Genomic DNA, 13,848 nt, shown 5'->3' on the forward strand with positions numbered 1-13,848 from the left:
GTGCGATTCATGGAAGACCTGCGATTCTTCGCGAATGCCACAGGTCCATCGGATTCCACGTGCCGGCCCGAGCGCGCGTGATCGGGTAGCACGCCAACCCGAGCAACAACGCAGACATGTGGCCGATGGCGGTGAAATTGGTGGCGAAAATCAGAGGTACACCGTAGAAGAGCAGCAAGCCCGCGAGATAGACGTATCGCCACGGGTCGACGATTCGGTATACCAGAATCCCCATGATGCCGGCCAGACCGTAACTCACACCCACGTCGAGAGTGTTGACCGCCGACTCCGCCACGTATCCGTGCCGAATACCTTCGTACAGAACACCTTCGCTGATGTACGTGGCTCCGACGTGGGCGACGACGACAACACACAGCCACCGCCACGTCCCGAGCCAACGCTCAGCCGTCGCATGAAAGATGGTGAAGAGAACCAGGTATCCCAACCAACCGCCACCTTCGAGCCAGAAGGCACTCGAGAACAGGACTCGTAGCGGGTCTTCGGCCAGGTGATGCAGATTGGTCGAGCGCTTGCCGAGAAAACGCTCCTCGACGTTGTCAGGCAGATGCCGCAGGAACAGTGTGGTGAACAGCAGGGCCAGCAACCAGACGTAGGTACCGGGAGCACTGCGCACCCATCGCCATGCCGCCTTTGCTGCCCCCAGCATCCTCACCGCTTCGAGTCTGCGCTCACTCGTTCACTACTGCAACGGCAAACCCGTCCCATCCCTTCGAACCCACGGTTTGAATGGCGGTGCCGTCGAGTTTCGGCTCGGCCGCGATCATCTCCAACACCGCTCGACTCGCTTTGACGCGCTCGTCGTCGATATCCGGGTTGGACACATGTCCCCCACGCACCACGTTGTCCACGATGATGACGGTTCCGGGATGCGAAAGGGCCAACGCCCACCGCACGTACTCGGTGTTGTTCTCCTTGTCGGCGTCGATGAAGACCAAGTCGAAAGGTCCCAACTCTTCCTTCGCGATCGACGGGAGGCTGTCGAGCGCGGCCCCGACGCGGATGTCGACACGGTCAGCCAGTTCGGCGCGCTCGATATTCGCCCGAGCGACATCCGCGTGGGTGGGATCGAATTCCAGCGTGATGACCTGGCCCGAGGGGCCGACCGCGCGAGCGAGCCAGATCGTGCTGTATCCGCCGAGCGTTCCGATCTCGAGAACATTGCGCGCCAAGCACATTCGCGCCAGAAGATTGAGGAGCTTGCCCTGGTTCGGCGCCACGTCGATGGGCGGGAGACCGGCCTCGGAGTTGGCGGCGAGTGCCGCGTCGAGAACCGGATCTTCACCTACCAACGTGGAGACAAGGTAACCGTCGACTTCTGCCCAATCCGGTTCGCGTTCCATAGCCACGATTGTGGCAGAAAAGAAGGGCCGCCGCAGACACCTCTGAAGGTGGCTGCGGCGGCCCAGACGACTAGTCGAATCAGCCGCGAACTGCGCTGATGATCTCCTCGATCGCCGAGTCGGCGTCGATCTCACGGCTCTCGCCAGTGAAGCGGTCGCGAATTTCGACCTTGCCGTCGGCCCAACCGCGTCCGACGACAACGATCAGCGGAACGCCGATCAGCTCGGAGTCCTTGAACTTCACGCCCGGCGATGCCTTGCGGTCGTCGAGGATTACTTCGAGTCCGGCACGGTCGAGTTGCGCGGCGAGGCCTTCGGCGCCTTCGCGCGCGGTCTCGTCCTTGTTGGCAATGACGAGGTAGACGTCGGCCGGTGAAACCTCGGCAGGCCAGCGCAGGCCCTTTTCGTCGTGATGCTGCTCGGCAATGACGGCCACCAGACGCGAGACGCCGACGCCGTACGAACCCATGGTCGGGCGGACGGGCTTGCCGTTCTCGGCGAGGACGTCGACGGTGAAGACGTCGGTGTACTTGCGGCCGAGCTGGAAGACGTGCCCGATCTCGATACCGCGAGCCGAGACCAGCGTGCCGGCTCCATCGGGAGAGGCGTCGCCGTCACGAACCTCGGCGGCTTCGATGGTTCCGTCGGGGGTGAAGTCGCGACCGGCAACGAGGCCGACCACGTGCTTGCCGTCTTCGTCGGCGCCGGTGATCCAGCTGGTGCCGTCGACGACGCGCGGGTCGACAAGGTAGCGAACGCCGTTGGCCTGCAGAGCCTTCGGGCCGATGTAACCCTTGGCCAGGAACGGGTTGTTCTTGAAGTCGGTCTCGGTGATCATCACGAACTCGGCCGGCTCGAGCGAAGCTTCGAGGCGCTTTTCGTCGACCTCACGGTCGCCGGGGATGCCGATACCGAGCAGTTCCCACTCGCCGCCGGGCAGGCGGGTCTTGACCATGATGTTCTTGAGTGTGTCGGCGGCGGTGACGGTACGGCCGAGATCAGCGCCGTTCGCCCAGTCCACCAGGGTGTCGATGGTGGGTGTGTTCGCGGTGTCGTAAACCTTGGCTTCGGGCAGCCCGTCGAACGGAATCGAATCGGGAACAACAGTCTTGACGGCCTCGACGTTGGCGGCGTAGCCGGATTCGAGGCAGCGGACGTAGGTGTCTTCGCCGATCTCGCTCTCGGCAAGGAACTCCTCGGACGCGCTGCCGCCCATCGCACCGGAGGTGGCCGAGACGATGACGTACTTGACGCCCAGACGCGTGAAGATCTTCTCGTAGGCGCCGCGATGCGCCTGGTACGACTCCGTCAGGCCTTCGTCGGTCAGGTCGAAGGAGTAGGAATCCTTCATCAAGAACTCGCGGCCACGCAGAATGCCGGCACGCGGACGCTCTTCGTCGCGGTACTTGGTCTGCACCTGGTACAGGGTGACCGGGAAGTCCTTGTAGGAGTTGTACTCACCCTTGACCGTCAGAGCAAAGAGCTCCTCGTGGGTCGGGCCGAGCATGTAGTCGTTGCCCTTGCGGTCCTTGAGGCGGAACAGGTTGGGGCCGTACTCGGTCCAGCGGTTCGACGCTTCGTAGGGATCGCGCGGGAGCAGCGCAGGCAGCAGGATTTCCTGTCCGCCAATGGCATTCATTTCTTCGCGGACAACACGCTCAACCTCGCGCAGCACCCGCAATCCCAGCGGCAACCACGAGTAGACGCCTGGAGCGATACGACGCACGTAGCCGGCACGAACCAGCAGTTTGTGGCTGGCAACTTCGGCGTCCGAGGGATCGTCACGCAGGGTACGCAGGAACAGGTGGGACAGACGGGTAATCACGAGGTGTAAGGATAGTCGCCGCAGTCGGCCGAGCGGGCCTCGGTACGGTTACAGCGTGCTTGTACTGCTGCCTCCCTCAGAAACCAAGTCCGACGGCGGCAAGGATGCGCCCCTCGATCTGGCCGAACTGTCGATGCCACAGTTGACCGAAACGCGCGAATTGCTGGTTCAGACGCTGGTCGATCTGGCCGCTGACGTCGAGGCGTCGTGCGAAGCGCTCGGGCTCGGTCCGACGCAAGCAGACGAAGTGGAACGCAACGCCAAGCTGTGGGTGTCCGCGACGCGGCCCGCGCTGCAGCGCTACACCGGGGTGCTCTTCGACGCCCTCGACGCCAAGTCGTTCACCCGTGCCCAGAAGGCCAAGGCTCTCGATCGGATCGCGATCGGCTCCGCTCTGTTCGGTGCAGTCCGTGCGGGAGATCTGATCCCCGCCTACCGCCTTTCCGGCGGGTCCAAGCTGCCCGGGATGGGCACGCTCCGCTCACTGTGGAAGCCGGAGTTGCCGAAGGCCTTGGCGGCCGAAGCCGACGGCCTTGTCATCGATCTACGGTCCGGCACCTACCAAGACCTCGGACCGGTTCCGGACGCACTGATCGCAACGGTCCTCACCGAGAAGCCGGACGGCACCCGCACTGTCGTCAGTCACTTCAACAAGCACCACAAAGGTCTGCTCGCCCGTGCGCTGGTGGTCTCGCGTGCCGAACCGACCGATATCAAGGGTGTTGCGCGGGTGGCGTCGAAGGCGGGCTTGCGCGTCGAAATCGCGTCGGAGCGTGAATTGATCATCCTGACGGATTGATGGCTTCGTCTGTCAAGTGCCACAGAAGGTTTGGAATGTTTCGCTGAAAGACTGCGGAGCCGCCTCGGTGTAGTCAGCCCACTCGTCGCGTCGGTCGAATGGATGCGTGACAACCTCCAGCAGCTTCTCGAATGGAGCGAGGTCGCCGTCGGTCGCGGCGCGCAGGGCAGCGTCGAGCCGATGATTACGCGGAATGTACAGCGGGTTGACGCGATCCATCGCGCTCGCGGTCTCCGCGGCCCCGTGTCCGTTTTCGGTCAGGGCTCCCTGCCACCGCTGCAACCAGGGCGCGATGTGCTCCCGTGGCACGAGGTTGTCGAGAGGCACCGAATTTCCGCGCAATTCGTCGGCGAGAGCGCGGAAACTGCCCGTCCAATCAGCACCGTGTTCCGCCAACAACGTCAGCAGATCGTCGACGAGCGCCCGATCGACAAACGGCTGGGCCAGACCCAGCTTTGCCGCGAGACCGGCCGCGTAGTGACCCTCGTAGCGCTCGTCGAAGGTCTCGAGAACTGCTGACGCCGCGGAAATTGCTTCGTCGGGTGTGGAATCGATCAGTGGCAACAGTGTTTCTGCCAAGCGCGCCAGGTTCCACTTCAGTACAGCGGGCTGATTGCCGAACGCATAGCGGCCCCCGTGGTCGATCGAGCTGAACACTGCCGCCGGATCGAACGCGTCGAGGAAGGCGCACGGACCGTAATCGATGGTCTCCCCCGAAATTGTCGTGTTGTCGGTGTTCATGACCCCGTGCACGAAACCGATGAGCATCCACCTCGCCACCAATGACGCCTGCGCCTCGACGACCGCCTCGAGGAACCTCAGGTAGCGATTGTGTGTACCCGTCGACGGAAGTTCGGTCAGCTCCGGGTAGTGCCGGGCAATCGCGTAATCGGTGAGCGGGTGCAATACCTCGCCCTGCCGGGCCGCGAACTCGAAGGTCCCAACGCGTAGGTGACTCGACGCGATCCGTGCAAGCACGGCACCGGGTTCTGCGCCGTTGCGGCGAACGTCTCGGCCCGTCGCCACCACCGACAGCGCGCGCGTAGTGGGGACACCGAGGGCATTCATCGCCTCGCTGACGAGATATTCGCGCAGCATCGGCCCTACGACCGCATACCCGTCGCCGCCCCGAGAGAACGGCGTGCGCCCGGAGCCCTTCAGATGCAAGTCCACTCGCTGCCCGTCACTGCTGACGAGTTCGCCGAGTAACAAAGCCCGACCGTCCCCGAGAATTGGTGCGTACCCACCGAACTGATGACCCGCATACGCCATCGCCACCGGTGTGGCCCCGACCGGCACCGTCGAGCCGGACAGGACGCCGATCCCGTCCACACTTCGCAGCGCTGCTACGTCCAATCTCAACGACGCAGCCAGCTGCTCGTTCACCACGAGCAACTGCGGGTCAGGGGCGGCAGCACCTTGCCACGGCACCGTCAGAGCGCCGAGTTCGTCCGCGAAAGTACTCTCCAGGCCGGCCACGATGGTGACCGTGTCTGCTGTGGATTCCTCGATTGCAGCCATCACACGAGAGTAGTCACCGTGCGATGGACTATCGATCAGCCCTGATCGATGTACGACTCGAGCTGATCGCGTTCGCTCTTGAGCTCGTCGATGCGGCTCTTCACCACGTCACCGATACTGACGATGCCGAGGAGGTTGCCGTCCTCGATCACCGGCAGATGCCGGATTCGACGCTCGGTCATGATCGCGGCAATGCTGTCCACCGCGTCTGCCGGAACGCACGTGTACATCAGAGCGGTCATGACCTCGCAAACCTGGATCCCGAGAAGGTCCGGGCCACGCTCGTGCAGGCGTCGAACGACATCGCGTTCAGAGATGATGCCGACCACCGCGTCGTCGTCGACCACCACCATGGCTCCGATGTTGTGGCGGGCAAGATCGCACAGCAACCCGTTGACCGTCGTGTGGGCGTCGATCGTGACGATGCTGTTGCCCTTGTTTCGCAATATGTCCGCGATCCGCATCACGGCACCCCGATCCGTCGAGACTCTCGGCACGTCCTGCAACGATCGTATCGGCTAGCGAAGCGGAAAAACAGGACTGATCAGGCGATTCCCTGAGCTGCCTTCTCCGCAGCCTGTGCCTGGGCTACCTGAGAAGGTGTGAACCTGATGCACAGCGCCGCGATACCGGCGAACACGGCGCAGACCGCGCAGCCCACAAGTGCGAAGGTGTATCCCTCTCCGAGTGCGATCAATTGCGCCGGATTCATGTCCGCTGCCTTGCCCGAAGTGCCGCCGAGCGAGAGCGTCTTGGACGTCGCCATTGCACCGATCACCGACAGCGCCAGTGGCCCACCGAGCGTCTGGGCAACCTGAGCGATGGCCGTCAGCGGGCCGATCTCGGTCTCCGGGACACCGGCGATCGCGCACAGTGGCAAGGGCACCATCGCGAGGCCGATACCGAATCCGATCCCGATCACGGGCACGAACAAGTTGGCCAGGTAGGTGGAATCGGAATCGAGAGTAGATCCGTAGAGGAGTCCGACGATCATGATCACGACGCCGGTGAGGACCAGCCAACGGGGTTGAACCTTCACGGCGAGCTTGGAAGCAACCGACGCGGCGGCGCCCAATCCGAACGCGAACGGAATGAACGCGATACCGGCACGCAACGGCGAATACTGCATGATGTCCTGCACGAACAGCGCGACGAAGGCCGTCATGCTGAACATCGCGCCACCAACGAAGAAGATGGCGAGGAACGTCGCGACACGGTTGCGATCGGCGAACAACGAGAAGGGCAAGAGCGGGTTGTCCGCAGTTCGCTCGACGAAGAGGAAGGCGGCGAGGGCGACCAATCCGGCCGCCAATGCCCCGATGACGGCGATACTCCCCCATCCCATTTCCGGGCCTTCGGTGAGAGCAAAAACAACACCGGTGCACCCGAGAGTCGCGAGGATCGCGCCGGGGACATCCAAAGCCAGACGCGTCTGATTCGTCTCGCGAAGGGCGCGGAACGCCATGCCGACGAGCGCGATCCCGATCGGGACGTTGATGAGGAAGATCAGTCGCCATGACACCTCGGTCAATGCGCCGCCGATGATCAGACCGGCGATCGATCCGACGCCCGTCATGGCGGCAAAAATCGCGATGGCCTGATTACGAGCCGGACCCGCGGCGAAAGTCGTGGCAACAAGGGCGAAGGCGGTGGGCGACGCCACGGCTGCGCCGACACCTTGAAGCGCCCGCGCTGCGATCAACATGCCCTCGTTCAGGGCGAGACCACAGAGCAACGACGCCACCGTGAACAGCGAGACTCCCGCGATGAACATCTTCTTGCGCCCATACGCGTCACCGAGGCGACCACCGAGGAGCATGAGCCCACCGAACGCAAGCGCGTACGAAGTCAACACCCAATTGCGACCACTGTCGCTCAGCCCGAGGTCTGCCTGCAATGGCGCCAGCGCGAGGTTCGCGACGGTGCCGTCGAGCACCACCATCATCTGCAAACCACTCAGGACGATGATGGCGAGCCCGATGACTCGAGTCGCTACCGGGGCATTCGCCGAAGCGGTTTCAGATGTTGGGGAATCAGACACAAGACTTCACGTTACCCAGCGTCGACGGAAAAGCCCGCGACCGGCCCGATCACGATGATCGCCGGAGGCTTGATCTCCTCGTCCTTGACGCGCTGAGCAACGGTCGCCAGATCGGCCCGAAGTTCACGCTGAGTGCGCAGCGTGCCCTCTTGGATGACGGTGACCGGCGTGGTTGCCGGGCGTCCACCGTCGACGAGTGCCTTCGCGAACTGATCGATGCGCTCGACCGCCATGAGCAGCACGATCGTGCCGCGCAACTTGGCCAGCGCCGACCAGTCGACCAGCGAATCCGGATGATCCGGAGCCACGTGCCCACTGACGACGACGAACTCGTGGGTGACGCCGCGGTGGGTGACCGGGATGCCTGCGGCCGACGGGACCGAGATCGCGCTCGTGATTCCGGGCACTACGGTCACCGGAACGCCGGCAGCGGCACACGCTTCGAGTTCTTCGTATCCCCGTCCGAAGACGTACGGGTCCCCGCCCTTGAGGCGGACCACGAACTTACCTGCCTTCGCGTTGTCGATCAGCGCGGCGTTGATGGCCTCCTGAGCCATGGCACGGCCGTACGGGATCTTCGCGGCGTCGATCACCTCTACGTCCGGACCCAGTTCGGCGAGCAACTCCGGCGGAGCCAATCGGTCGGCCACGACGACGTCGGCGCGGGCGAGCAAACGGCGTCCGCGCACGGTGATCAGATCGGGATCACCGGGGCCACCACCGACGAGAGCAACACCCGCAGCGGCAGGCTCGGCCGTATCGGCGAGCACGCCCGACTGAAGACCTTCGACGACGGCGGTGCGGACTGCTGCCGAACGACGGTGATCGCCGCCCGCCAGAATTCCGATGCTCATACCGTCGTACTCGGCGCTCGCGGGAGTGACGGCGGTGCCGTGCTTCGCGTTGTCGGCGCGCACGCAGAAGATGTGGCGACGCTCCGCTTCGGCGACGATCGCCGCATTGGTTTCCGGCTCGTCGGTCGAGGCGATGGCGTACCACGCACCTTCGAGGTCGCCGTCGGCGTACGGACGCTCTTCGACCGTGATCTGCCCGGCCGTGGCCATACCTTCGACGGCCGGAGTGAACGCGCGGCTGATGACGTGAACGCGGGCACCAGAGGCGACCAGCAGTCCGAGTCGGCGCTGAGCCACAGTGCCGCCACCGAACACGACCACGCGTCGATCGGTCAGGTTGAGGCCGACCAGGTAGTTGGTCTCGTCTGCGGTGGACTCGCTCACTCGCACTCCGTTTCGTTGTCAGAATTGGTCAAGCTGGAGGGAACTTTACGGGCCGCGGCCACGGTCACTCCATCCCTGGCAGTCTTGGCCAGCACAAGTCGGCCGCCCCCGGACGCGAGGATCGCAGCCGCTTCCGCGACGCTTGCCGTTCCGACGGCGTTCTCGACGCGAGGCGATGGTGACGGAACTTGAACTCGCGCAAGTACGTCCGAGGCGAAACTCACAATCGGGACGTCCAGTTCATGGGCCGCTGTCAGAAGAGCCGAAGACTCAGCTTTTGCCGCCACAGTGGCGAGTACCACGATCTTCCCTTGCGCCGCGGGCACAGCCTTCACCGCAGCGACGATGTCCTTCGCGGTGACACTCGTCGTGAATCCCACGCCTATACAGAGGTCATCGCCGTGCGGCATCGACGAACTTCGCGATCGATTCGGGCTGCCCCACCGGATGAGTGTGCAGATACGACGCGTGGACGCCACCGCGAACAAACCCTTCGCGGACACTGCCGCCGTCCCAGGGCCGCCACCCCCACGCACTTCCGCAACCGTCCGCGTCTGCCGAGACGAGAGACGTTCGGTGGAACTCGTGACCGGTGACGCGGGAGCCTGCGTCGAAGAGGCTGGAGTCGCTGATCGCGACTGCTTCGCGATACCCGAGGGTCAGGCGTTTCCCGAACGTCGCATCCACTCCGACCACACCGGCCATGCTGTGACCGTCCAAGCTGCGAGCGAGGTAGAGCAGGCCCGCACACTCTGCATGAATCGGTGCACCGCCGTCCGCCAGATCGCGAACCTGCTGCAGCAGAACGGTATTGGCCGCAAGGTCTACCGCGTGTTCTTCCGGGAAGCCACCGGGAAGGACCAGAGCGGCAGTTCCCGCAGGAAGCTCGTCCCGCAACGGGTCGAACACCTGCACGTCCGCGCCGGCGGCAGTCAACAGCTCCCGGTGCTCGGCATAGCCGAAGGTGAAGGCCGGGCCACCCGCCATGGCAACCACAGGCCGAGACTCTGCGTGTGCGCCGACCTCGGCAACCGGATCCCATGCAGCTGCACTCACGTTCGAGGCGGCCAGTGCGCGAACAGCACCCAGATCGACGTGCGAGGCAATCAAGTCGGACATCGCGTCCACTGCGGCCACAGCGGCGGCGCCGTGCTCGGCCGCCGGAATCAGGCCGAGGTGCCGGGAGGGAACTTCGAGTTCCGTCAACCGTGGCACAACTCCGAGCACTGCGACGCCGACCTTGTCGCACGCATGACGCAACACCTGCTCGTGACGAGCGCTCCCGACGCGATTGAGAATGACGCCGCCGATGCGCACACCTGCGTCGTAGGTCGCGAAGCCGTGGAGTACGGCGGCCAGACTCTGACTGTGCCCACGGGCGTCGATCACGAGCACTACCGGCGAACCGAGGATCGACGCGACCTGCGCCGTCGATCCCTCCGCCGACGGCTGCGAGTTTGCCTCGTCGATCTTCCCGTCGAACAGACCCATGACGCCTTCGACCACGGCGATGTCGCAACCAGCGGTTCCATGCCGGTAGAGCGGTCCGATGCGATCCGGGCCCACCAGAACAGTGTCGAGGTTGCGTCCGGGCCGCCCTGCCGCGAGTCCGTGATAACCCGGGTCGATGTAGTCCGGCCCCACCTTGAAGGGTGCAACGCTGCTACCGGACCGTCGCAGCGCGCCGATCAATCCCGTTGCCACCGTGGTCTTTCCGCTACCCGAGGCAGGAGCGGCGATCACCACGGCCGGAGTGGAAGGACTTACCATTCGATGCCCCGTTGGCCCTTTCGGCCGGCATCCATCGGGTGCTTGATCTTGGTCATCTCGGTCACGAGGTCGGCGGCATCGATCAACGCCTGCGGGGCGTCGCGTCCCGTGATGACAACGTGCTGGTTGCCCGGACGATCGCGCAGTGTCTGCACGACCTCGTCGACGTCGACCCAGCCCCACTTGAGCGGATAGGTGAACTCGTCGAGGACATAGAATCGATGTTCCTCGCTCGCAAGCCTTCTCGCGATCTCCTGCCAACCCTCCGCAGCGGCAGCAGCATGATCTTCCTCGCTACCGGCCTTGCGTGTCCATGACCAACCTTCGCCCATCTTGTGCCACTGCACCGGCCCACCGACGCCGGTTTCGTCGTGCAGGTTTCCGAGCGCGCGGAACGCGGCTTCCTCTCCGACCTTCCACTTGGCACTCTTCACGAACTGGAACACGCCGATGTCGAACCCCTGATTCCAGGCACGCAGCGCCATGCCGAAAGCGGCGGTGGACTTACCCTTTCCCGGGCCGGTGTGCACGGCAAGTACCGGCGCGTTACGACGCTGACGCGTGGTCAGACCGTCGTCGGGAACTGTCTCGGGAACACCCTTGGGCATCGTGAACTCCTGAGCTGGGATCTAGGCTGCGGCGCGGACGACACCCGCGACCTGCTGCGCTGACAATTCGGCAAGGCGGACGTATCCGCCACGTAGTTCTCGCGCCAACTCGGCCGCCAGCCCCAGACGCACGAGGCCGGTCTCGCAGTCGACGACGATGGACGCGACGGACGCGTCGGCGAGAAGATGCGCGGCGACGCGGGCGCGGTGCAGCGCGTCCTTGCCGCCGGTTGCCCGGCCGTCGGTGAGTGTGACGACGAGGGCGCGACGCTGCGGGTCACGAAGTCGTTCACGCAGAACCACTTCGCGAGCACGCAGGAATCCCTCTGCGAGTGGGGATTTGCCGCCGGTACGCATCGACTGCAAGCGACGGACAGCGATGTCCACCGAAGATGTCGGCGGCAGTACGAGCTCCGCTTCACGACCACGGACAGTGATGACGGCGACCTTGTCGCGGCGCTGATAGGCGTCGCGGAGCAACGAGACAACCGCACCGGTGACCGCGGAGAGGCGGTCGCGTGCTGCCATCGACCCCGACGCGTCGACAACGAAGACGATCAGATTGCCTTCTCGCCCTTCACGTATCGCGCCGCGGAGGTCAGCCGGTGCCAGCCGCAACCGTCCAGCAGTGCGACCACGGGCAACTTGAGACTCGGCTGCGGCAAAGACCGTGCTCGTCAGATGCAATCCGTGCCCACGCTCCCGCGTGGACCGCACAACTCGTCCACGGGACGACATGGACCGCGAGCGTCGTCCCGGTGCACCTTCACCGACTCCCGGAACTTCGAGGAGCTTGGCCTTGAATTCGCCCGCCGGTGGAGCCGAGGGACGATCGGTGGCGCGTACTCCCCCACCAGGTCCGTCTGGGTCGTCCGGGCCGTCGTCATCAGGCCCGTCGTCGTCCGGCCCTTCGTCTCCGGGACCGCCGTCATCGGAGCCGCCATCTTCCGGGCCACGGTCTTCGGGATTCTCGGGAGGTTCGGGCTCTCCGTCGCGCGCGTCGTCCTCTACCTGCGACTGAGCATCCTGATCGGCCTGCTCGAGCGCATCGTCCAACTGCTGCTGATCCAAGCCGGGCTCGTCGAACGGATCGCGGCGGCGGCGATGCGGCAGCGTCAGTTCCGCCGCTACTCGTACGTCCTCCGCAGTGACTTCACTGTCGCCACGCCAGGCAGCGTGGGCCGTCGCGGTGCGCGCCAGCACCAAGTCCGCGCGCATACCGTCGACGTCGAACGACGCACAAAGCGAGGCGATACGACGCAGCTCGCGGTTGCTCAGCTCGACCGAGTCCAATTTCTCACGCGCCGTGAGGATTTCGGCCGCCAACTCCTCATCGGCGGATACGTACCGAGCGACAAATGCCTCGGGGTCACGCTCGTAGTCGAGTCGGCGACGCACCACTTCCATGCGAATGTCGACGTCGCGGGAAGCGGCGACGTCGACAGCCAGACCGAAACGGTCCAGAAGTTGCGGACGCAGTTCTCCCTCTTCGGGATTCATCGTGCCGACGAGTACGAACTTGGCCGGATGCGAATGGGAGATGCCGTCACGCTCGATGTGAACCCGGCCCATCGCCGCGGCGTCGAGAAGCACGTCGACCAGGTGGTCGTGAAGCAGATTCACCTCGTCGACGTACAGAACACCCTGGTGAGCGGCGGCGAGCAGTCCGGGTTGGAATGCGCGCTCACCGTCACGCAGAACCTTCTCCAAGTCGATCGAACCGATCACCCGGTCTTCGGTGGCGCCCACGGGCAGTTCGACCAAGCGGGCCGGTCGTCTCGTTCCGGCGTCGTCGACCGCGGGCAGCAGCGCAGTCAGCGCGCGCACGACCGTCGACTTGGCAGTTCCCTTCTCACCGCGGACCAGGACCCCGCCGATCCCTGGATGCACCGCACACAGGATCAGCGCCAATCGCAATTGATCCTGGCCGACCACAGCACTGAACGGGAAGCCCGCCACTGGTCGATCTTCTTCACTTCGCACGTCGATATCCCTCCACCTCTCGGTTTCCTCGCCGAGAATTTGGCTGCACTCGAATGTCGCGGCAACCTGGCTGAGATCTCCCGGTCTATCGGTAGAGGAGAGATCTTTCACAGTGGCGGGACCGCGCCTGGATCGAACAGGACTTCCCCGCGAACATTCGGTATCGAAAAAACCCTAGTCGGCTCGCTTTCCCACGAGCCGACCAGGGTCAATTCTCCGACAAACTAGCTGACGGCCACGAAAGGCTCTCCCCCACCACGACGCATCGGGGTGTGCGGGATGCCGTCTTCGATGAACTCTTCGCCGTCAGCCTTGAATCCGTGCTTGGCGTACATCTCGACCAAGTAGGTCTGGGCGTTGATCCGACACGGCGCTTCGCCGACCTCGGCAAGTGCGGCCTGCAGGAGGCGGGTCGTGTGGCCCTGGCCGCGAGCCTGACGCGACGTGCAGAGGCGTCCGATTCGGAAGCTCTTGTTTCCGTCGTCGTGCTCTTCGAGCAGCCGGAGCGTGCACACCACCTGGCCGTCCTGCTCGAGCCAGAAGTGGCGTGTTTCCGTCAGCAGGTCCCGCCCGTCCAACTCGGGATACGGGCAAGCCTGCTCGACGACAAAGACCTCCACTCGAAGCTTCAACAACTCGTAGAACGTCTTGTTGTCGAGATCGAGTGCCCATGAACGCTTCAAAGCTGCTGTTGCCGTCATG

General features: G+C 64.3%; 13 protein-coding genes. 1 reads left to right on the top strand and 12 read right to left on the bottom strand.

Annotation, left to right across the window (positions count from 1 at the left end; genetic code table 11):
* Positions 1 to 7: 7 nt before the first annotated feature.
* The 3 genes from ACYP01_RS24340 to ACYP01_RS24350 form a co-directional block, all read right to left on the bottom strand.
* Positions 8 to 667: a rhomboid-like protein gene (locus ACYP01_RS24340; protein WP_116056838.1), complete on the bottom strand. Its 660-nt coding sequence runs from the start codon at positions 665 to 667 to the stop codon at positions 8 to 10.
* Positions 668 to 689: 22 nt separating this feature from the next.
* Positions 690 to 1,361: an O-methyltransferase gene (locus ACYP01_RS24345; protein WP_003942706.1), complete on the bottom strand. Its 672-nt coding sequence runs from the start codon at positions 1,359 to 1,361 to the stop codon at positions 690 to 692.
* A gap of 79 nt (positions 1,362 to 1,440) precedes the next feature.
* Positions 1,441 to 3,186: a proline--tRNA ligase gene (locus tag ACYP01_RS24350; protein ID WP_054188575.1), complete on the bottom strand. Its 1,746-nt coding sequence runs from the start codon at positions 3,184 to 3,186 to the stop codon at positions 1,441 to 1,443.
* Between the two features lie 55 nt (positions 3,187 to 3,241).
* Here ACYP01_RS24350 and yaaA point away from each other — a divergent pair, with 55 nt between their 5' ends.
* Complete coding sequence (yaaA, locus tag ACYP01_RS24355; RefSeq protein ID WP_007735009.1) at positions 3,242 to 3,985, top strand: peroxide stress protein YaaA; 744 nt, start codon at positions 3,242 to 3,244, stop codon at positions 3,983 to 3,985.
* Positions 3,986 to 3,997: 12 nt separating this feature from the next.
* On the opposite strand, the gene ACYP01_RS24360 is transcribed toward yaaA, so the two are convergent.
* From ACYP01_RS24360 to ACYP01_RS24400, 9 genes are all read right to left on the bottom strand, one after another.
* A complete protein-coding gene (locus ACYP01_RS24360; protein ID WP_378503864.1) occupies positions 3,998 to 5,506 on the bottom strand; it encodes a protein adenylyltransferase SelO in 1,509 nt (502 codons plus the stop codon).
* Between the two features lie 35 nt (positions 5,507 to 5,541).
* Entirely contained in the window at positions 5,542 to 5,970 is a 429-nt protein-coding gene (locus ACYP01_RS24365) for a CBS domain-containing protein (RefSeq protein WP_003942785.1), read from the bottom strand.
* A gap of 80 nt (positions 5,971 to 6,050) precedes the next feature.
* Entirely contained in the window at positions 6,051 to 7,547 is a 1,497-nt protein-coding gene (locus ACYP01_RS24370; protein ID WP_020907421.1) for an MFS transporter, read from the bottom strand.
* Positions 7,548 to 7,558: 11 nt separating this feature from the next.
* On the bottom strand, positions 7,559 to 8,785 hold the full coding sequence (gene cobA / locus ACYP01_RS24375) for a uroporphyrinogen-III C-methyltransferase (protein ID WP_007735001.1): 1,227 nt from the start codon (positions 8,783 to 8,785) through the stop codon (positions 7,559 to 7,561).
* On the bottom strand, positions 8,782 to 9,165 hold the full coding sequence (locus ACYP01_RS24380) for a cobalamin biosynthesis protein (protein WP_285181674.1): 384 nt from the start codon (positions 9,163 to 9,165) through the stop codon (positions 8,782 to 8,784). The genes cobA and ACYP01_RS24380 overlap by 4 nt, the downstream gene beginning before the upstream one ends.
* Before the next feature lie 13 nt (positions 9,166 to 9,178).
* Positions 9,179 to 10,555 carry a cobyrinate a,c-diamide synthase gene (locus ACYP01_RS24385; protein WP_064444481.1) on the bottom strand — a complete coding sequence of 459 codons (1,377 nt, stop codon included), beginning with the start codon at positions 10,553 to 10,555 and terminating at the stop codon, positions 9,179 to 9,181.
* Positions 10,549 to 11,163 (bottom strand): cob(I)yrinic acid a,c-diamide adenosyltransferase, encoded by a 615-nt coding sequence (gene cobO, locus ACYP01_RS24390; RefSeq protein ID WP_003942784.1) that lies wholly within the window; start codon positions 11,161 to 11,163, stop codon positions 10,549 to 10,551. Before cobO ends, ACYP01_RS24385 begins: the two co-directional genes overlap by 7 nt.
* A 21-nt stretch (positions 11,164 to 11,184) precedes the next feature.
* Positions 11,185 to 13,146, bottom strand: coding sequence for a magnesium chelatase subunit D family protein (locus tag ACYP01_RS24395; protein ID WP_256520624.1), 1,962 nt, complete (start codon positions 13,144 to 13,146; stop codon positions 11,185 to 11,187).
* A gap of 224 nt (positions 13,147 to 13,370) precedes the next feature.
* Positions 13,371 to 13,847, bottom strand: a complete 477-nt coding sequence (locus tag ACYP01_RS24400; protein WP_003942808.1) for a GNAT family N-acetyltransferase — start codon at positions 13,845 to 13,847, stop codon at positions 13,371 to 13,373.
* Between the last annotated feature and the right edge of the window lies 1 nt (position 13,848).

The sequence above is a fragment of the Rhodococcus sp. no. 34 genome (genome assembly GCF_054589475.1).